Origin of the sequence: Janthinobacterium violaceinigrum (assembly GCF_009208555.1) — a bacterium.
Taxonomy (GTDB): domain Bacteria; phylum Pseudomonadota; class Gammaproteobacteria; order Burkholderiales; family Burkholderiaceae_D; genus Janthinobacterium; species Janthinobacterium violaceinigrum.
The window spans coordinates 142,725-161,134 of record NZ_WFLI01000012.1 but is presented as its reverse complement, the minus strand read 5'-3'; the positions used below and the strand labels follow the sequence as shown (position 1 = coordinate 161,134).

General features: G+C 60.5%; 16 protein-coding genes and 1 tRNA gene. 4 read left to right on the top strand and 13 right to left on the bottom strand.

The features are described 5' to 3' along the window. Positions 1 to 107: 107 nt before the first annotated feature. A complete protein-coding gene (locus GCN75_RS13060; protein ID WP_226941356.1) occupies positions 108 to 524 on the bottom strand; it encodes a GNAT family N-acetyltransferase in 417 nt (138 codons plus the stop codon). 147 nt (positions 525 to 671) lie between these two features. Here GCN75_RS13060 and GCN75_RS13055 point away from each other — a divergent pair, with 147 nt between their 5' ends. The 3 genes from GCN75_RS13055 (at position 672) to GCN75_RS13045 (ending at position 2,319) form a co-directional block, all read left to right on the top strand. Further along, positions 672 to 1,064 carry an Imm10 family immunity protein gene (locus GCN75_RS13055; RefSeq protein ID WP_152282900.1) on the top strand — a complete coding sequence of 131 codons (393 nt, stop codon included), beginning with the start codon at positions 672 to 674 and terminating at the stop codon, positions 1,062 to 1,064. Positions 1,065 to 1,132: 68 nt separating this feature from the next. Next, the gene (locus tag GCN75_RS13050; protein ID WP_152282899.1) at positions 1,133 to 1,714 is read left to right on the top strand and encodes an NnrU family protein; all 582 of its coding nucleotides are present in this window, start codon (positions 1,133 to 1,135) and stop codon (positions 1,712 to 1,714) included. Positions 1,715 to 1,731: 17 nt separating this feature from the next. Next, the gene (locus tag GCN75_RS13045; RefSeq protein ID WP_152282898.1) at positions 1,732 to 2,319 is read left to right on the top strand and encodes a GNAT family N-acetyltransferase; all 588 of its coding nucleotides are present in this window, start codon (positions 1,732 to 1,734) and stop codon (positions 2,317 to 2,319) included. On the opposite strand, the gene GCN75_RS13040 is transcribed toward GCN75_RS13045, so the two are convergent. The 6 genes from GCN75_RS13040 to GCN75_RS13015 form a co-directional block, all read right to left on the bottom strand. Then, the gene (locus GCN75_RS13040; RefSeq protein WP_152282897.1) at positions 2,302 to 3,366 is read right to left on the bottom strand and encodes a hypothetical protein; all 1,065 of its coding nucleotides are present in this window, start codon (positions 3,364 to 3,366) and stop codon (positions 2,302 to 2,304) included. The genes GCN75_RS13045 and GCN75_RS13040 overlap by 18 nt on opposite strands. Continuing rightward, the gene (locus GCN75_RS13035; protein ID WP_152282896.1) at positions 3,353 to 4,783 is read right to left on the bottom strand and encodes an MBOAT family O-acyltransferase; all 1,431 of its coding nucleotides are present in this window, start codon (positions 4,781 to 4,783) and stop codon (positions 3,353 to 3,355) included. The genes GCN75_RS13040 and GCN75_RS13035 overlap by 14 nt, the downstream gene beginning before the upstream one ends. A 4-nt stretch (positions 4,784 to 4,787) precedes the next feature. Next, a complete protein-coding gene (locus GCN75_RS13030) occupies positions 4,788 to 5,915 on the bottom strand; it encodes a radical SAM protein (RefSeq protein WP_152282895.1) in 1,128 nt (375 codons plus the stop codon). 341 nt (positions 5,916 to 6,256) lie between these two features. Continuing rightward, positions 6,257 to 6,343 (bottom strand) — tRNA-Leu (locus GCN75_RS13025). Between the two features lie 153 nt (positions 6,344 to 6,496). Next, positions 6,497 to 7,813, bottom strand: coding sequence for an enoyl ACP reductase FabMG family protein (locus GCN75_RS13020; RefSeq protein ID WP_152282894.1), 1,317 nt, complete (start codon positions 7,811 to 7,813; stop codon positions 6,497 to 6,499). Between the two features lie 273 nt (positions 7,814 to 8,086). Then, positions 8,087 to 10,453: a DNA polymerase II gene (locus tag GCN75_RS13015; RefSeq protein ID WP_152282893.1), complete on the bottom strand. Its 2,367-nt coding sequence runs from the start codon at positions 10,451 to 10,453 to the stop codon at positions 8,087 to 8,089. Positions 10,454 to 10,595: 142 nt separating this feature from the next. Between GCN75_RS13015 and GCN75_RS13010 the strand changes: the two genes are divergently transcribed. Next, positions 10,596 to 12,275, top strand: coding sequence for an AMP-binding protein (locus GCN75_RS13010; protein ID WP_152282892.1), 1,680 nt, complete (start codon positions 10,596 to 10,598; stop codon positions 12,273 to 12,275). 76 nt (positions 12,276 to 12,351) lie between these two features. Here GCN75_RS13010 and GCN75_RS13005 read toward each other — a convergent pair whose 3' ends face one another. From GCN75_RS13005 to GCN75_RS12980, 6 genes are all read right to left on the bottom strand, one after another. Then, positions 12,352 to 13,332 carry a choice-of-anchor A family protein gene (locus tag GCN75_RS13005; RefSeq protein ID WP_152282891.1) on the bottom strand — a complete coding sequence of 327 codons (981 nt, stop codon included), beginning with the start codon at positions 13,330 to 13,332 and terminating at the stop codon, positions 12,352 to 12,354. 198 nt (positions 13,333 to 13,530) lie between these two features. Then, complete coding sequence (locus GCN75_RS13000) at positions 13,531 to 15,255, bottom strand: ArnT family glycosyltransferase (protein ID WP_152282890.1); 1,725 nt, start codon at positions 15,253 to 15,255, stop codon at positions 13,531 to 13,533. Positions 15,256 to 15,409: 154 nt separating this feature from the next. Further along, positions 15,410 to 15,679: a type B 50S ribosomal protein L31 gene (locus GCN75_RS12995; RefSeq protein WP_034746247.1), complete on the bottom strand. Its 270-nt coding sequence runs from the start codon at positions 15,677 to 15,679 to the stop codon at positions 15,410 to 15,412. A 214-nt stretch (positions 15,680 to 15,893) separates the two neighbouring features. Next, positions 15,894 to 17,156, bottom strand: a complete 1,263-nt coding sequence (gene rho / locus GCN75_RS12990) for a transcription termination factor Rho (protein WP_010401543.1) — start codon at positions 17,154 to 17,156, stop codon at positions 15,894 to 15,896. 155 nt (positions 17,157 to 17,311) lie between these two features. Then, the gene (gene trxA / locus GCN75_RS12985; protein WP_152254999.1) at positions 17,312 to 17,638 is read right to left on the bottom strand and encodes a thioredoxin TrxA; all 327 of its coding nucleotides are present in this window, start codon (positions 17,636 to 17,638) and stop codon (positions 17,312 to 17,314) included. Between the two features lie 303 nt (positions 17,639 to 17,941). Further along, complete coding sequence (locus GCN75_RS12980) at positions 17,942 to 18,400, bottom strand: response regulator (protein WP_152255000.1); 459 nt, start codon at positions 18,398 to 18,400, stop codon at positions 17,942 to 17,944. Positions 18,401 to 18,410: the final 10 nt, after the last annotated feature.

Genomic DNA, 18,410 nt, shown 5'->3' with positions numbered 1-18,410 from the left:
GCGTCGCGCGCCCGCGCCCCTGCCGCACGCGCTCGGCGCGCCAGGCGCCGGCCGACAGCAGCAGTGCCAGCGCCATGGCGCACAGCAGCCAGGCAGGCATCGGGGGCCTAGCGCTTCAGCGCCATGCCGACGGAGGCGGGCGCCGTGTGCTGGAAGCCGAACTGCGCGTACAGGTCTTGCGCCTGGCCATCGGCGATCAGGCTGACATACGCGCTGGACGGCACGTCGCTGTCGATGAACTGGCGGATTTCGCGCATGATCAGCTTGCCCAGGCCCTTGCCCTGGTGGGCGGGCAGCACGGCAATATCGACCACCTGGAAGAAGCAGCCGCCATCGCCGATGACCCTGCCCATGCCCACCACTTCGTCGCCCAGCAGCACTTGCACGGCAAACAGGGAGTTCGGCAAGCCCCTGGCGGCGGCTTCCATGGTTTTCGCGCTCAGGCCGGCGGCGACGCGCAGGTGCTGGTAGGTGGCGATGGCGGGAATGGCCAGGCGGGTGGTGTAGGGCGTTGCTGCGGTCAAGGCGGTCTCCTGTTGAACTGGTTTGGAGCGGCAATTATAGGCGGCCATGGGTTTCCGGGGCGGCACGCTTTATTCGTCGCGCACTATGTTGTCCGCGCCGCTTTTGCGCTATGGTGGCGTCATCCATCCATTTGTTGAAAGCACGCCATGTCCGCAGGATTTACCGCCACCGAGTTGTCCATTATTAATGAAGACGACGCCCTGATCACCACCCTGGCCGCGCCGGCGGGCAAAGGCGAGCCCGTCTACCTGATGCTGCAGCGCGCCGACGAGTACGACGAGCAGGACGTGGCCATGGGCATGGACGAACCCTACATCGAATATGGGGGCCAGGAATTTGCCTGGTATGGCCACATGCACGCCGTGATCCTGCATCCGAACCGCCTGTCCGTGCAGATGGATGCCGAGGCCGCCATGCAGATGGACGACGACGGTCAGATCGACGTGCGTTTCAACTTGACGCCCGAGCGCTACGCCCAGCTGCAGCAGGCGCTGCGCACCACGTTCGAAGGCTGCGACTACTATCGCGAAGAACGTTGATCTGCGCGCACGGCATCGCTCGCGGCGCCGTTTATGATCGATAACTGCCAATGACTGGGGAGACGACGATGACGGTGCTGATAATCGGCTTGCTGCTGTTCTTGGGTTTGCATTCGGTGCGCATCGTCGCCGACGGCTGGCGCAGCGCCCAGCTGGCGCGCCTCGGCGAAAAACGCTGGAAGGGTGTGTATTCGCTCGTGGCGTTCGTGGGGCTGGGCCTGATCATCTGGGGCTACGGCCTGGCGCGCCAGCAGCCGCAAGTGCTGTGGACGCCGCCCATGGGCTTGCGCCACGCCAGCGGCCTGCTGATGCTGTTCTCGCTGATTTTATTGGCGGCGGCCAATGTGCCGCGCAACCATATCAAGACCCGGGTGCACCACCCCATGCTGCTGGGCACGCAACTGTGGGCCGTCGCGCATCTGCTGGCCAACGGCAACGTGGCCGACGTGCTGCTGTTCGGCGGCTTCCTCGTCTGGGCATCGTTTGATCTGTACGCCGCCGTGCAGCGCGACCGCGCGGCCGGCGTGGCGTACGAGGGCGGTACCGCGCAAGGCACCGTGATCGCCATCGGCGCGGGCGGTGTGCTGTGGCTGCTGCTGGCGTTCTGGCTGCATGGCGTGCTGTTTGGCGTGCGGCCGTTTGGCTATTGATGGAGATGAGGATGGAGATGGAACAGACGACGGACATCGCCTTGCGCGGCCAACTGGTCGAGCTGCTGCCCCTGCAGACCGAGCACGCGCCGCAGTTGCTGCAGGCGGCCGCCGATGGCGAACTGTGGAACATGACGGTCACCGTGGTGCCGGGGCCCGCCACCATGGCCGCCTATATCGCCACGGCGCTGGACGGCCGGCGTGCGGGCACCGTCATGCCCTTCGTCGTCGTGCAAAAATCCACGGGCGCCATCGTCGGCAGCACGCGCTTCTGGAAAATCGACCGTATCAACCGCAAGATGGAAATCGGCCACACCTGGCTGGCCGCCTCCGTGCAGCGCTCGGGCGTGAACACGGAAGCGAAATTGCTGCTGCTGACGCATGCCTTCGAAGCCATGCAGGCCGTGCGCGTGCAATTGACCACCGACGAGCTGAACGAAAAATCGCGCGCCGCCATTGCGCGCCTGGGCGCCGTCCAGGAAGGCATCGTGCGCCACGAGCGCATCATGCCGGACGGGCGCAAGCGCAACTCCGTGCGTTTCAGCATCATCGATACGGAGTGGGAGGCCGTGAAGGCGGGGCTGATGTTAAGGCTGGGGCGCTAAGCTGTCGTGGCGAGTGAATGGGACCCTGGTCACAGGGCTGGCGTGTGCCATGTCGTTCAATATATGGTCGCCCAGGCGATTGGAAAAATGGAGTTCATCCCAAAATATCGGCATGGAGTGGTTGCTGTTTTCAGCGAGGGCGCTCAGGTCGCCACGCTGTTCATAATCGAGCACCGGCACGTGAAATTGTGATGCGAGCTCGGTTATCCCGGTTTTCCATTGCGCCGCTCGTGGCGATTGCCCCGCTTGCTGGATGCGTGTATGCCATTTTGCCGTGACAGGTAAAATCAGCAAAATGACCTCTGTCCCTTCGATTTGCGCCTGCTGAAATATGCCTGTCAAGTTCTTGGCGTCGGCGGCATTGAAGGCATGACCGTTGCAAGCATCTATCCTCGTCTGGATTATATGGTCGAAGCGCGAGTCATTGATTACCCTTTCCGCACGCGTAGGTCCTTCAGCCTGATGTTCATGAAAACGTCCTTGCGCGTCAAAATAGTTCTCGTTGTAGCGCATGGGGAACAGGTTTTTTTTCAGTGTTTTTACGCTGTGGCTGACGGCATCCCTAGGCGAAAGATAATCGAATGGGAAGTCGAGCTTGTTTTGTTCGGCCTCATTTTTCGCTTTGCAAGCATTGGATGTCAGGTAACTGACTTCCAAATACAGCCGTTTGATCCTTCCCTGTTGGCTGATGGCGAAAAACAGATCGCTGGCGTTCGACAGCGGCAAGGCATCGATGCCAACGACCTGGACTTTGCTGCCGTATAGGCGGGAGGCGAGACTCTCGTTGAAGCCGCGCCTTAAGCGCGAGGAACCCAGCATCAGTATGTCAGGTGCGAGCAGGGCGTTGCGCAATACAGCCGTTCCTCGTTGGCTGGCAGATGGAACCTCCAATATGACTGCATTGATTTTGTGGCTTTGCTGCCGCCAAATGGCATAGGGATCCACGCTAAAAACGAAGCCGGCAATAAGGAGTACCCATCCGACCGCAATGAAAAAAATGCAGGCGAAAAAGCGTGCGATGGGCATTTCTTGATTAAAACCCTGCATATTTGAATTCTTTGACACCGGATAGATTGATGAGCGTCAGGCACAGCGCCAGAGCCACCGCTGCAGCCCATGCCAGGCTGGGTTTCCAGGCCAGTTTGCTGGTAGCGGATTTTTTCAACTGTACACTCCAGGCGGGAAGCTCCTTTGCCACCAGGTCGATCAGGGATGGGGTAGACCAGTTGAATGCAATGGCGGCGAGGATGGCGGCAATGCCGAAAAAACCTCCGGGCCAGGCGCCTGCCTGCCCGGCACCGAGCAAGCCGAGAATGACATGTCTGGCCTCCTGCCAGTCAGGCGTGGCCCACAGGCTGACGGAAAAGCCGATGGCCGCCAGCGTGAAGATTCTGCCGGCCCAGTGCTGCAGCTTGCCGCCTTTGCGCGACACGAGATTCCAGCGCCGCAAGGCGTGATTGCCCGTGACGAGCAGGCCCTGATAGACGCCGAAGACAAGCAATGGGATGGTGGCGCCATGCCAGATGGCGACAGCCATCATCACCACGAACAGGGCCGCGTAATGCCGCCATACCTGGCGTTTTTTGGTCAGAGGACGATACAGGTAGTCGCGCATGAAGGCTCCCAGGGTCACATGCCAGCGCGTCCAGAATTCGACAGGGCTGGACGACTTGAAGGGGGCATGGAAATTGACGGGCAGGTGGATGCCGAACATGCGGCTGATGCCCATGGCCATTTCCGAATAGCCGCAAAAATCGTAATACGTTTCAAACAGGAAACCCAGGCAGGCGATCCAGGTCTCGACGAGGCCGATGGGGTCGCCTTGTCCCGCGCGCACGAAAACGTCGCCCTGCGCGTGCAGGAAAATGGGAGAAATACAGGATTTCTTGAACAGCCCCATGGCGAACAGGGTGAGGCCGACGGCATAGTCGCGCGGCGCCGGATGCAGGGCTGACGACGTGCCCGGCGCGGCCAGGAATTGCGGCAGCATGTCCTTGTGCGACAGCAGGGGGCCGGCAGGCAAGTGGGGAAACCAGGCCACGAAGAGTGCGTATTCGAGCGGATTGGTGCTGCGGGCCTGTCCCCGCGCCGTGTCGACCAGGAAGGCGATTTGCGTAAACGTGAAATACGATATGCCCAGCGGTAAGGCGGGAATCGCCGTGCCGGGCGCGACGAAGAATTTCGCATACTTATACAAGGCGAGGAAACATAAATTTCCCGCAATCGCCAGCGCCAGGTAGCGGTTTTTTCCGCGGTTCCTGCCAATGGCGCCGGCGAGCAGCCAGTTTGCGCCGATCGACGCGCAAAACAGCAGCAGGTTGTGCGCATCATTGAGGTAATAAAAAAACAGCGAAATCCCCAGCGGCAGCAGCAGGTGGAGCTGGCGAGTTGAAATCAGTCGGTGGTAGGCGTACGCCGATAGCGGCAAGAAGGCCAGGGCAAACCAATACGAGGTGAAACTCATTCGATTACCGGTGTGCGGTGGCCGGTTTATCGGCGTTCAGGAACAGACGGGCCCAGATCTCCCTGACTTCAATCCATTTGGCGAGTTCGTCCGGTTTCCTGACGGCTTCGCGGATACGCGACAGATAGGTCGATTGTCCCATCGCATAAGCGCGGCAGTTGCTGCAGTCGATATTCGAACTGCAGCACTTGCCCTTGCCCGGTTGATGATCGACATGCACATGCACTTGCTTGGTGACGCGGAAACCGCAGTTTTTGGCGATCTTGGTGACGGGATCGATGTCATAGAGCTTGTCGCCCGTGACCCAGTCGTCATAGTGGAGCGAATACTGCACCGTTTCCGGATAGGCCAGCATGGCGCGCACAATTTCCGCGCGTGCATGGGCAAAATCGGCTTGCGTCAGGGCCAGGCTTTGCGTGGCACTGCTGATGCGGAAATACGCCTTGTCGTTATCCACCTTGTTTTCCAGCTTGTCCAGATAGCGGGTAGTGGGGCTGAAATAGCTGAAGGTGAGCGGCAAGCCGTGACTGTTGGCAAGCTCTGCCATGATCATGATCTGATTGATATTCAGCGACGTGATGGTAAACACGCAGACGGCACGCGGGTCGTCGCGGTAATTGTTCATGGCCTTGGTCAGCACGTCGCCGGCGCGCAATGAACTGCCGATTTCATCGACACCCCAGGATGAAATATGGATGCGATAAAAGATATCGTCAGGCAAGCGTATCGTGCCATTGGTAAAGACAATGCCATGCGGGATGTACTTTTGGGCTGCGCGCAGCCTGTCGGGCACCAGGCTGGGTTCCGCGCCGGCCATGTAGGCCAGCGTGACACCACGCGCCGCATCGGCGGCAAACAGGGCATCCCATTCGGCAAGCGAGCGGCTGTCTTCGTGTCCTTCGTTTTCCTCGCCCTCGAAGAACAGGCAACCCTCGCAGCGCAAATTGCATTTTGACGCCACGTCATAGTTGGCCGCCTTGAGGGTTCCCAGCCGCGCATTGAGTTCCCGAAAATAGGCAAAGTCATTTTGCTTCGTGGCGGACGCAAGTTCAGAGAGGGAGTTCATAGGCACCGGAAGGTAAGATCGAAAAATTAATGGACATTCAACAATGCATCCTGTGCGTCGAGGCATGGCGGCGGCTTGCGTGCCCAGGCGTGAGCCGGAACGTGGGCGATTGCCTGAGGCGCTAGTATGCCGCTTGCACAAGTGAAATGAAATATTGGCTTTAAATTAATTTACTTTTGCGCCACATGTTTTTATCGCAATGCAAGATTTTCTTGACAGCATGAAATACCCCATTTCTGCCGTTTGCCGGGCCTGCGCTGCCGGTGGCGCGGGAAGGTGACTAGCAAGTCGGGTGCGTAGGGTACGCTTGTGACACGCAGGGGGCGGCGAAAGTGCGGAAAATCAGGCGAAAAAAAACCACCCGATCCTGAGGATGAGTGGTTGTTTTTCAGTGCTGCGATGTCTGGTGGTGCCGGGAGCCGGAATCGAACCGGCACGCTGTTTCCAGCGCGGGATTTTGAGTCCCGTGCGTCTACCTATTCCGCCATCCCGGCAACGCGAGACGCATTATCACTGATTTATCGTGATCCGGCAAGTTTTTTGCTTTGCAAACGGTTTAGCCCATTTATCGGGCGCTGCCCTGGCATGAAAAACGCCGTCCCGGGCGCGAACCGGGGACGGCGTGGTCAGGCTGCGGCGATGCTGAATCAGTTATGCACGGAGTTCAGCTGGCGCGCGATGATGTCGTGGTTCAGCCAGACGACGGGCGCTTGCGGTTCCGACATGGCGTGGAACATCAGCGGGCCCGTGCCTTCCAGTACGAGCGAGCTCAGGTGGTCTGTGATCAGTTCCTTGCGGTCCTTGTGCAGTTTGGTGATGTCGTCCGAGGTACCGATCATGACTTCGGCCAGTTCCGGGGTGTTGTCCATCGGCCAGGCGGCGAAGTTGCGGAATTGCACGCTGGTGGCGTCGCCATTGTAGGCAGCGATACGGTCGAGCAAATCTTGCAGCGAGACGCCGTCTTCCAGCAAGCCCTGGCAGATTTTCCACTGTTCTTCGGCCCAGGCCGCGCCGCCTTCTTTTTTCAGCGCGTCGAGCAGGGGGAACAGCGACAGTTCCACGCCCACGAAGATGTCGGACGAATTCGTGCGGATTTCCGGGCAGTTGAAGACGGTCGCCTTGATGCCTTTTTCCCACGCGGCCTTGGCCACGTTTTCCAGGCGCATCTTGGCCAGGCCTTGCGTGTAGTTGCTGTACGTTTGCCACTGGTATTTGCCGTCGATCAAGATCTCCGTGCCGTGGTAGCCGTAGGCGCTGTAGCGCACCTGGCCGCCCGTTTGCTCGATGCGGGCGCGGATGGCGGCGCTGCCGTCGATCAGGTGCTGCAGGGTGTTGGCCGTGACTTCGTCGAAGTTCATCAGGATCAGCTTGCCCAGGTCGCTGTCGAGCAGGGCGCGCGAGGACATGAAGCGCTCGCCGCGGCCTTTGTAGATGCGGTTGGCGATGGCCAGGAAGACTTTGACTTTCGGAATGCCGCCGGCCATGGTGTGGGCGAAATACACATTGCTGCCGTCAGGAATCAGGCTGTCCAGCTCGGCCATGGCTTTCGCCACGGAAGCGCTGAAGCGGGCGATGCCGGCTTCGCGGCAGCGTTCGATCTGCGCCCAGTCCAGTTTGTCTTCCTGCCAGCTTTTCAGGGTCATGTCGGCCAGCAGGGCCGTCGGGGTCGGCTCACCGGCCGGCGCGTCCAGGTCGAAACCGGCCATCAGCGGCACATTGATGATGCGGCCGCCCAGGTTGGCTTCGGCTTCGGCCAGCTCTTCCGCGTTCAGCGGGCGCAGCGCCATGTTTTCATCGCGGCGGCCCACCGTCATGCCGACGATATTCATGCCCGCCTTGCGCGCTTCGTCCAGCAAGCCATTGACATAGCCGCGGCCGAACAGCTCGCCGAACAGCACAAAGGTGTCGCCCTTGCGGAAGATATTTTTTTGCGGGATGTCTCTTAAGGACGTGATCTCGGTCATGGTATCAATTCATTCAAAAATTAGCGGAGCAGACGGCTAAACGCGCTGCCCGCTGGTTCAACATAGTGTGAAATTATGCGCCATTTCAGCGTGGAAAATCCTGTTGCGAACGATTCTCGTCTGGAATGGCATTTTCTTCTTCGTGCAGTTCTTATTCTTTCGCCATGGCGTATTTTACGCTGCCGCAGCGTACAACGCCCGCAGACAGGGCCAGATAAGCCCGGCAGGCGCCGATATTACCTCAGCTTGGTCATGCTGGTCAGTAAAATTGATTTAAAACAAATCCTGCTGCCCGGACACCAGGCGCGAAAAATCGTCGCCCAGGAAGGGCAGTATCGCGTCCGCCACCGGTTGCAGCTGGCGCGTCAGGTAATGGTGGTAATCGATGGGCGAGCGCTGCGTTTCCAGCGGTTCCGGCCCCGCCACCGTGATCACATAGCTGATCCAGCCGCCGTTCTGGTATTGCAGCGGCCGCCCCTGCGCCAGGTTGTAGGCGTCGGCCGTGCGCGCCGCGCGCACGTGGGGCGGCACGTTGCGCTGGTAATCGTCGAGGGGGCGGCGCAGGCGCTTGCGGTAGACCAATAAAGCGTCGAATTCGCCGCGCACCGTGCGCGCCACATAGTCGCGCACATAGTCCTGGTAGGCGCTGCGCTGGAAGATGCGCCTATATAGATCCTGCTGGAATTGCTGCGCCAGCGGCGTCCAGTCGCTGCGCACCGTTTCCAGGCCCTTGTAGACCATCTCTTCGCTGCCGTCGGGCTTGCCCACCAGGCCCGCGTAGCGCTTCTTGCTGCCTTCTTCCGAGCCGCGGATGGTAGGCATCAGGAAACGCCGGTAATGCGTCTCGAATTCCAGTTCCAGCGCATTGTCGAGGCCAAACTCTGCGCGCAGATGCGCGTCCCACCAGGCGTTGACGTGCGCCACCAGGGCGCGGCCGATCTTGCCCGCCTCGTCATCCGTATGCGCTGTCCTGAGCCACACGAAGGTGGAGTCCGTGTCGCCGTAGATCACCTGGTAGCCCTGCTCGGTGATCAGTTCGCGCGTGCGGTGCATGATGTCGTGGCCGCGCAGGGTGATCGACGAGGCCAGGCGCGGGTCGAAGAAGCGGCAGCCGCTGGAGCCCAGCACGCCGTAAAACGCGTTCATGATGATTTTCAAGGCTTGCGACAGCGGTGCGTTGCGCTCGCGCTTGGCCGCCTCGCGCCCCTGCCACACCTGTTGCACGATGGCGGGCAGGCAGTGTTTGACGCGCGAAAACTGCGCGCCCCGGTAGCCAGGCACGGTATGGGCCTCGTCGCCGCTGGTGCCCACGACCAGGCCCACGGGGTCGATGAGGAAAGTGCGGATGATGGACGGGTACAGGCTTTTATAGTCGAGCACGAGCACGGAATCGTACAGGCCGGACTGCGAATCCATGACGAAGCCGCCCGGGCTGTTTTCGCCCGAGACGTCGCCCAGGTTGGGCGCCACGTAGCCTTGCCGGTGCATCAGCGGCAAGTACAGGTGTTCGAAGGCGGCCACGGAACCGCCGCTGCGGTCGGCCGCCAGGCCCGTCACGCTGGCCCGTTCCAGCAAAAAGGTCAGCAATTCGGTTTTCGCAAAGATGCGCGTGACCAGTTCGCAATCCTTGAGGTTGTAGCGGGCCAGGGCCGGCTTGTCTTCGCGGAAGCGCCGGTCGATCTCGGCCATGCGCTGGTACGGATTGTCGATGGACTTGCCTTCGCCCAACAAGGTCTGCGCCACGTTTTCCAGGCTGAACGAGGAGAAATTCCACGTGGCCGACTTCAGCGCTTCGATGCCGTCGATGATCAGCCGTCCCGCGGCAGCGGCAAAATAGTGTTCCTGCTTGCCGCCATGCTCGCGCCATTCCATGACGGCGCTGCCACGTCCCAGCCGCAGGGGCACTTGATAGCGCTCGGCATGTTGCTTGAGCACGCGCAAGTCGAACTGCACCAGGTTCCAGCCGATGATGGCGTCGGGATCGTGGCGTTCCATCCACGTGTTCAGGCGCTCGAGGATCTGCGCGCGCGAGTCGCAGTATTCGAGGTCGAAATCGCGTTCCCCGTCGACGCCGTTTGGCGGCCCCAGCATGTAGACCTGGCGCTGGCCGCAGCCTTCCAGCGCCAGCGAATACAGTTCGCCGTGGGCCGTCGTTTCGATATCGAGCGACACCAGTTTTAATGCGGGACGGTAGCCGGCAGCGGGTTTCAGATGGACGTTCTCGCCCGCGATGGCGCCGTCAAATGCCACCGGCGCCGTAATGAAGCGTTCCATCAGGTAGCGCTCGGGCGGGCGGATGTCGGCTTCGTACACGTCGACGCCATGCGCGCGCAATTGCTTTTCCAGCTTCAGCAAGTGCCGGTATTGCTTGCAATACAAGCCCAGCACGGGACGGTGGTGAAAATCGGACAGCGACAGGGGGCGCAGTTCGGCATGGCGTTCGCCGCGCAGCAGCAGTTCCGCCTGTTCGCGCTGCTCCATGGGAATGAAGGCGACGGCCGTCTGCACGGGCAGGCGCACGTGGCGGGGCCCGGCATCTGTTGCCAGCCAGAAATCGACCTCCGTGCCGGCGCTGGTGTCGCGCCAGTGGCGGGTCAGGATAAAGCCCTGTTCGGGCGGGTGCTGCGTGTTGCCTGTCATGGTGCCGTCAGTTGCCGTGGGTATCGTGTGTGCCGGTCTGCACATTACAGCAAGCCGGTGCAGGGTGGGGGCGGTTGCGGCTATAATTTTTGTAGTCGATGACCATAAGAAGAGCGCGTCGCGCCATTACCCTGGAGACAGCATGCAAGCAATGAGTTATGTACACGGCGCCCACGAGACGCCGTTGATCGGCGAAACGATAGGCGCTTACCTCGACGGCATCGCCGCCCGCTATGGCCAGCACGATGCGCTGATCGTGGCGCACCAGGACGTGCGCTGGACGTATCTGGAATTCCAGCAACGCGTGCACCGCCTGGCCGCCGGCTTGCTGAAGCTGGGCCTGCAGCCGGGCGACCGGGTCGGCATCTGGTCGCAGAACTGCGCCGAGTGGGTGCTCACGCAGTTTGCCACGGCGAAAGCCGGCTTGATCATGGTCAACATCAATCCCGCCTACCGGCGTTCGGAACTCGAATACGTGCTCGACAAGGTGCAATGCAGCGCGCTGATTTTGTCGCCCAGCTTCAAGTCCAGCGACTACCTGGCCATCGTGCAGGACGTGGTGCCGGAAATCGCCCGTGCGCGCGCCGGCGCCCTGCAATCGCCGCGCCTGCCGCAATTGCGCCACGTCATCCGCATGGGCACGGCCGCCACGCCCGGCATGCACCAGTTTGATGCCTTGATGGACGGCATCACCGACGCCGACCTGGCCCACCTGGCAGAAGTGAGCGCTACCTTGCAGTTTGACGATGCCGTCAACATTCAGTTCACGTCCGGCACCACGGGCGCGCCCAAGGGCGCCACCTTGACGCACCACAATATCCTGAATAACGGCTTTTTCATCGGCGAAGCGATGCGCCTCACGCAACAGGACCGCTTGTGCATTCCCGTGCCCCTGTACCACTGTTTCGGCATGGTGCTGGGCAACCTGGCCTGCGTCACGCATGGCGCGGCCATGGTGTTTCCCGGCGAAGGCTTCGATCCGAAAGCCGTGCTCGAGACAGTGCAGGCCGAACGCTGCACGGGCTTGCACGGCGTGCCGACCATGTTCATCGCCATCCTCGATCATCCTGATTTCAAGCAATACGATCTGTCGAATTTGCGCACGGGCATCATGGCCGGTTCGCCCTGCCCGATGGAAGTCATGACGAGGGTTATCGAGCTGATGCACATGGCGGAAATTACCATTGCGTATGGCATGACGGAAACCTCGCCCGTCAGCTTCCAGACGGCAATCGAAGACCCGCGCGAAATGCGCGTCTCGTCCATCGGCCGCGTGCACCCGCACCTGGAAGTGAAAATCGTCGATGCGGAAGGGCGCATCGTGCCGCGCGGCGAAAAGGGCGAATTGCTCACGCGCGGCTATTCCGTGATGCAGGGTTACTGGGGCGACGCGGAAAAGACGGCGGAAGCCATCGATACGGCGCGCTGGATGCACACGGGCGACCTGGCCGTGATCGACGCCAACGGTTTTTGCAGCATCGTGGGACGCTCGAAAGACATGGTCATCCGCGGCGGCGAAAACATCTACCCGCGCGAGGTGGAAGAATTCCTGTACCGCCACCCCAGCGTGCTCGACGTGCAATGCGTGGGGGTGCCCGATGCCAAGTATGGTGAAGAGTTGTGTGCCTGCATTATCTTGCGTCCGGGCACGCAGGCTACCAGCGAGGACATCCGCGCCTTCTGCGATGGCCAGATCGCCTATTACAAGATTCCCCGCTATGTGCGCTTCGTCGAGGAATTCCCCATGACGGTGACGGGCAAGATCCAGAAATACTTGCTGCGCAAGCAGGTGGCCACGGATCTGGGGCTGGGCGCGGACTAGGCTTTTCGGCTGCCCATAAAAAAACACCGGGACGCTCGCGCGGCCCGGTGTTTTTTTGATTGGTCCAGCGTGAAGCTTAGGCCATCGCGGCTTGCGGTGCGCGCGCTGGCGTGCGGCGGCGCATGAATGCCAGCAAGCCCAGGCCGGCCAGCAGCATGGCGTAGGTGCCTGGTTCAGGCACGGCCGAGACGTTGACCGTGTTGAAGCCGGAACCGTTCATGGAAACGTGGCCATAGTTGATCGAGCTGACGGAATTGGCGACCAGGGTGCCGTTCATGCTGCCCGAGCCGGAAAACGCGGCGTTCGGCGCCAGGATGCTGCCGTTGATGCCAACGTTGTTCAGGTTGGTGGTGGTGGCGTTGGAGAAGTTGAACAGCGTGCGGTCTGCAAAGCTGCCGAAATTGTCGAAGCCGCCGCTCATGGTGATGTTGGTGGCCGTGCCGTTGATGATGATGCTGGCCGTGCTTTTCAGCGAGGACAGGTCCAGGGTCAGGTTATGCAGGTTCGACGCATCGATATTGAAAATATTGACGTCGGCGTTGACATTGCCTACCAGGGTCATGTTGCCGTACTGGGAGACCACGGTGCCGTTCGATTGCAGCTTGGCCACATCGCCCGACAGGGTCGTCAGTTGCTGCTTGGCGCCTGCAAAGTCCAGGGTGGAGGCATTGCCTTTGCTGAAGGTGCCCGTTGGGTACCACGATGGCGCCGTCACGGTGCCGTTGGCATTGCTGACGCCGTACACGCCCGTGCCGCTGATGGTACCGTTGCCGATGTTCAGGCTGTTACCGGCGACCAGTGTGTTGGCGGCGCTGCCGGCTTTCTTGTTGGTACCGACGCTGTAGCTGTCCAGGTAGATATTGCCGCCAGCGGCCAGGCTGCCGCCCACGCTGGTGAAGCCGCTGGAGCCGCTGCTGCCGATATTGCCGAAGATGAAGGCCGAGTAGCCGTTGGCGACGCCGAGGTCAATCACGGTCGCCTGGGCCGAAGCGCTGAAGGAGAAGGCAAACAGGGCGGCGCTGATGAGCGGCAAGGTGCGTGTGGAAAATAATTTCATGAACACTCTCATAGTGAATTAGGGGACGAATCGGGCGGGAAAGCAAGACACCGCCATCGCGCAAGCCATCATTATAATCTAAAAAACAATTCTAGTTCATTTTAGTTAATTAACTATATTTAAAAGCAACACTTTTGCCATCGCCGGCGTTTGTCTGGCGGGCAAAAAAAAACCGGGACTGGCCCGGTTTTTTGCTGCTTACCTGACGCGCTGATACAGGCGGAAACGCTCCACGTCATCGGTGGGGCGGCGTCCTTCCCACAGCTTGATCCAGTCCGCGCCGTGGTGCTCGGGCAGCTGTTCCTTGCTGTCGGGAACCTTGATGCTATCTTGCAACAGGAACACATCGCATTGCTGCTGTCCCACGCTGGCAAACGGCAAGTGGCCGAAGTAGGCGAACGAGGCGCGCTGGGCGGCGCCCACATTGCTGTTGATGCACTTGCTGCCTGGCGGCAGGTGGACGGAAATCTGGTGCGCCACGCTGGCGTAGCTCTTGCTGTAGTTCAGCTGGGGCAGGAACAAGGTCATGATCAGCACCCAGATCAGGATCAGGCCGCCGGACGACAGTACCACGGCGCGCCACAGCACGGCCGGCTGGCGCGAAATGCGCCAGTGCACCAGCGCCACCCAGCCCGCGCTGGCGCAGGCGGCCACGAAAAAGGCCAGCACGTCCAGCTCGGGTTTGAATCCAGGCAACAGTTTCAAGGCATTGTGGGCCAGGCGCGGCGGCCAGCCCGTCAATGTGGCGAACCAGAACAGCCACAGCGTGGCCGCGCAAATGGTCAGCACCATCACGGAGAACCAGTCGATGGCGTTGATGGCGCCCCGTTTCATGGTCAGCAAGCCAAACGCCGCCATCACGGCCAGCGGCGGCAGCAGGGGCAGCAGCTGGCTGGGGTCGGGATCGGGATGGCACAGACCCAGGATGGCCAGCATGGCGACAAAGGTCAGCGGCACGACGATGTGCAGCACGTGGTGCTGGCGGCGCCAGGCATACACGGCCCAGGCGGCGAAAGGCCACGCCGGCCAGAAGAACCAGATGCCGACACGCATGAAATACTGCACGCTTTTCAGGCTTGGGGCGCTGAACTGGCGGCAATTCCACTCCATCCATGCCTGGATCGGCGAATGGCCGTATGGCTTCAGCCATTCGCCGGGCAGCAGCCAGACCAGGGTCAGCGCGGCGCCGATCAGGATGGCCAGCGCCAGGTGGCGCACGCTGCGCAGCAGCGGCAGGCGCAGGAATACGGTACACAGCAGCAGGGCAATGCTCAGCGCTGCCGGCGTGATCCAGCCGCGCGTGAGGGTCAGGCCGCCCAGCGCCAGGCCCAGCAGGGCCGCATTGCGCACGGACGGGCCTTCCATATAGCGCACGGCGCGGTACAGCAGGTAAGCCATCAGGGAAACATACAGCGCTTCAGCCGTGATGTCGTGGCTGTGCTGCAGCAGGCCCAGGCAGCCTAAATAGATGAGGACGGCGGCATCGGCCAGGGTGCGGCCGAAATCGTCGGGCTCCGGGTGGCCGCCAAACGCCAGGCGCAGCGGCTGGGCGTCGTTGCGGCGGCCCAGGTTGAAGGCCGTGTACCAGACGGACAGGGTGCTGACGACGAAGATGCCGATGGTCGACATGCGCGCGCCGAAGACGTCGCCGTCGATCCAGCCGAACAGCTTGATGAAGATGGCGCCCAGCCAGAAGGCCAGCGGGCCCTCGTCCGGCACCGACAGGCCGGCCACGTTGGGCCACAGCCAGTCGTTCAGGCCGCCATGCGCCATGGTCCACATGATGCCGAAACTGGCGGCATCATCGTTCTTCCACGGTTCGCGGCCGATCAGGCCAGGCAGGATGTACAGCAGGCCGAGCGCAAACAAGGCCCATCGTGGCAGCGCGAGTGTGGCAGCGGCGGGAAGGCGGACTGGCTTCATCGATAGTCGGTATCAGAAAAAAATGGCAAGACGCGACGAATGGCGTCGGGTATGCGCGAGTATAAAGTAAAGCGGCCAAAGACAAAAAAGGCAGCCGTAGCTGCCTTTTCTCTGGTAGCCGAAGCTGCCCTTCTTTGCCGCAGAGCGGCAAAAATTAGCCTGCTGCGACTGCGGTTTTCGAACCAACGGAACCGAACTTCTGACGGAACTTCTCGACGCGACCAGCGGTATCGACGATTTTGTGCTTGCCCGTGAAGAATGGGTGCGATTCAGCCGAAACCTCGATCTTCACCAGTGGGTATTCTTTACCGTCGTGGGTGATTTTTTCGCGGGTTTGGATGGTCGAGCGGGTAACGAATTTGAAATCGCACGACAGATCGTGGAAAACAACTTCGCGGTATTCTGGATGGGTATCGACTTTCATGGGATTCTCTCTAAGTAGGTAGCCAAACAGCACTTCGTCGGTCGTCTTGCTTCTTGACCCGATTGCCGATCACTTGCCAGGGTTTAAAATAATGCAACCGTCGATTATATAGCGCTTTCGGGCCGCAGGCAATAAAAAAGCCGCTCAGGGAGCGGCTTTCGCGAGATGTTCAACGGAGGGCTGGGGTCAGACCCGTCGGGTCTGACCCCGCAAATCAGCCACCGCGGCGCATCATGTCGAAGAACTCTGCGTTGTTCTTCGTGGCTTTCATCTTGTCCAGAATGAACTCCATCGCCTCGATCTCGTCCATCGAGTACAGCAACTTGCGCAGGATCCAGATTTTTTGCAGCTCGTTCGGCTTGATCAGCAGTTCTTCGCGGCGGGTACCCGATTTGTTCAGGTTAATTGCCGGATAGACACGTTTTTCGGCCAGGCGGCGTTCCAGGTGGACTTCCATGTTGCCGGTACCCTTGAATTCTTCAAAGATCACGTCATCCATGCGCGAACCCGTTTCGATCAGCGCCGTGGCGATGATGGTCAGCGAGCCGCCTTCTTCGATATTGCGCGCGGCGCCGAAGAAGCGTTTTGGACGTTGCAGCGCGTTCGCGTCGACACCGCCGGTCAGCACCTTGCCCGAGGCAGGGATCACGGTGTTGTAGGCGCGGGCCAGGCGGGTGATCGAGTCGAGCAGGATCACCACGTCTTTTTTCATTTCCACCAGGCGCTTGGCTTTTTCCAGCACCATCTCGGCCACTTGCACGTGGCGCGTGGCCGGCTCGTCGAAGGTCGAGGCGACGACTTCACCGCGCACGGAGCGTTGCATTTCGGTAACTTCTTCCGGACGTTCGTCGATCAGCAGCACGATCAGCGTGATATCGGGGTGGTTTGCCGTGATCGCATGCGCGATGTGCTGCAGGATCACGGATTTGCCGGATTTCGGCGATGCCACCAGCAAGCCGCGCTGGCCTTTGCCGATCGGGGCGATCAGGTCGATGATGCGGCCGGTGATGTTTTCCTGGCCATTCATTTCACGTTCCAGGCGCAGCGGCTCGTTCGGGTGCAGCGGCGTCAGGTTTTCAAACAGGATGCGGTGCTTCGAGGCTTCCGGCGATTCGCCGTTGACCTTGTCTACTTTGACCAGTGCGAAATAGCGTTCGCCATCTTTCGGGGTCCGTACCTCGCCTTCGATCGAATCGCCGGTGTGCAGATTGAAGCGGCGGATTTGCGAAGGGGAGATGTAAATGTCGTCGGTGGACGCCATGTAGCTGGCGTCGGGCGAGCGCAGGAAGCCGAAGCCGTCAGGCAGCACTTCCAGGGCGCCATCGCCAAAAATCTGTTCGCCGGACTTGGCGCGTTTCTTCAGGATAGCGAACATCAGCTCCTGTTTGCGCAAGCGGGCTGCGTTGTCAATGTCAAGACCGATCGCCATCTCAAGCAGGGCGGATACGTGTAGGGCCTTTAGTTCGGATAAATGCATATGTGTTGAGTGTCCCGAGACGGGATGTAAAGGTAGGGGAGGGGACTGCGTGGCTTGATTAATTATTCGGGAAGGTTTTGCATGAATGGTAGCAAAGCCGCTTTCCGGTGTGTCCAATCAGGCGGCGCTGCGGGCGCAGCGCTGCCCATCATACATTAAATGTTGCTGTCGACGAAAGTGGTCAACTGGCCCTTGGCCATGGCGCCCACTTTTTGAGCAGCTGCAACACCATCCTTGAACAGGATCAGGGTCGGGATGCCGCGGATGCCGAACTTGGCAGGAACAGCCTGGTTGGCGTCCACGTCCATCTTGGCGATCACGATGCGGCCCGCATATTCCTTGGCCACTTCTTCCAGGATCGGGGCGATGGCCTTGCAGGGACCGCACCATTCTGCCCAGAAGTCGACCAGTACTGGCACTTCGGATTTCAGGACGTCTGCTTCAAAAGATGCATCGCTAATGTGTTTGATATATTCGCTCATATTTTCCTCAAATGAGGGTGGGATCAATAATGCCTGGAATTAACCATACGCTGGTTCGCCATCCATGCTTCCTGGAATGCAGTTAGAAGATGGGGGCAATGGGCACAAATTCAATGTTCTTGGAAGGTGCGACCAGAGGTATGCAGGCGGGGATGGCTGAAATAATAACCCATTTTTTCAAAGCGTGGCGATTATTGCAGAAAAACTTGCGGCAGATCGTCCCCGCGCGTGCCGGCATGGCGGCAAAGCCGCATGCCTGCTGGCCCGCAGCGCCGTGTCCGTCCTTGCGGCCAGCCTCCACGCTCAGGCTTGGACGCTGGCCAGGCGGGCCGTGTGCTGCAGTTGCAAGTTCACCATGAGCTGCAATTCCGCGCTTTCCATCGGCTTGCGGAAGGTGCCCAATATATGCAGGCCATTGGCCACGGCCAGGCGTTCGGCCGCCAGGCGCACGGCCGAGTGCAGGCCCGACAGCAGGACCACGCCGCCGCGGAAGCCATTGTCCGCCGCCATGCGCAGGAATTCGATGCCGTCGATGTCGGGCATGGACAGGTCGCAGATCAGCAGGTCGGGCTGGTGCTGCTTCAGGGTGGCCAGCGCCTGTTCGCTGTGCGACTCGCAGCGGATGTCGAACGGGCCCATTTGCTCGAGCATGTCGCTGAGCACGTCGAGCATGAAAACGTCGTCATCCAGCAGCAGCACGCGCAACGGTGCCAGGCCTGCTTCATTCTGTTCGCGGACTGCTTGGTTTGATACTGTATTCATCGTCATGTCT

What these genes read in the sequence shown, in the direction of transcription:
- GCN75_RS13055 (WP_152282900.1), top strand. Translation starts at nt 672, where the DNA reads ATGTCCGCAGGATTTACCGCCACCGAGTTGTCCATTATTAATGAAGAC.
- rho (WP_010401543.1), bottom strand. Translation starts at nt 17,156, where the DNA reads ATGCATTTATCCGAACTAAAGGCCCTACACGTATCCGCCCTGCTTGAG.
- GCN75_RS13035 (WP_152282896.1), bottom strand. Translation starts at nt 4,783, where the DNA reads ATGAGTTTCACCTCGTATTGGTTTGCCCTGGCCTTCTTGCCGCTATCG.
- GCN75_RS12995 (WP_034746247.1), bottom strand. Translation starts at nt 15,679, where the DNA reads ATGAAAGTCGATACCCATCCAGAATACCGCGAAGTTGTTTTCCACGAT.
- GCN75_RS13000 (WP_152282890.1), bottom strand. Translation starts at nt 15,255, where the DNA reads ATGAAGCCAGTCCGCCTTCCCGCCGCTGCCACACTCGCGCTGCCACGA.
- GCN75_RS13040 (WP_152282897.1), bottom strand. Translation starts at nt 3,366, where the DNA reads ATGCAGGGTTTTAATCAAGAAATGCCCATCGCACGCTTTTTCGCCTGC.
- GCN75_RS13050 (WP_152282899.1), top strand. Translation starts at nt 1,133, where the DNA reads ATGACGGTGCTGATAATCGGCTTGCTGCTGTTCTTGGGTTTGCATTCG.
- trxA (WP_152254999.1), bottom strand. Translation starts at nt 17,638, where the DNA reads ATGAGCGAATATATCAAACACATTAGCGATGCATCTTTTGAAGCAGAC.
- GCN75_RS13010 (WP_152282892.1), top strand. Translation starts at nt 10,596, where the DNA reads ATGCAAGCAATGAGTTATGTACACGGCGCCCACGAGACGCCGTTGATC.
- GCN75_RS13005 (WP_152282891.1), bottom strand. Translation starts at nt 13,332, where the DNA reads ATGAAATTATTTTCCACACGCACCTTGCCGCTCATCAGCGCCGCCCTG.
- GCN75_RS12980 (WP_152255000.1), bottom strand. Translation starts at nt 18,400, where the DNA reads ATGAATACAGTATCAAACCAAGCAGTCCGCGAACAGAATGAAGCAGGC.
- GCN75_RS13015 (WP_152282893.1), bottom strand. Translation starts at nt 10,453, where the DNA reads ATGACAGGCAACACGCAGCACCCGCCCGAACAGGGCTTTATCCTGACC.
- GCN75_RS13045 (WP_152282898.1), top strand. Translation starts at nt 1,732, where the DNA reads ATGGAACAGACGACGGACATCGCCTTGCGCGGCCAACTGGTCGAGCTG.
- GCN75_RS13020 (WP_152282894.1), bottom strand. Translation starts at nt 7,813, where the DNA reads ATGACCGAGATCACGTCCTTAAGAGACATCCCGCAAAAAAATATCTTC.
- GCN75_RS13030 (WP_152282895.1), bottom strand. Translation starts at nt 5,915, where the DNA reads ATGCCTCGACGCACAGGATGCATTGTTGAATGTCCATTAATTTTTCGA.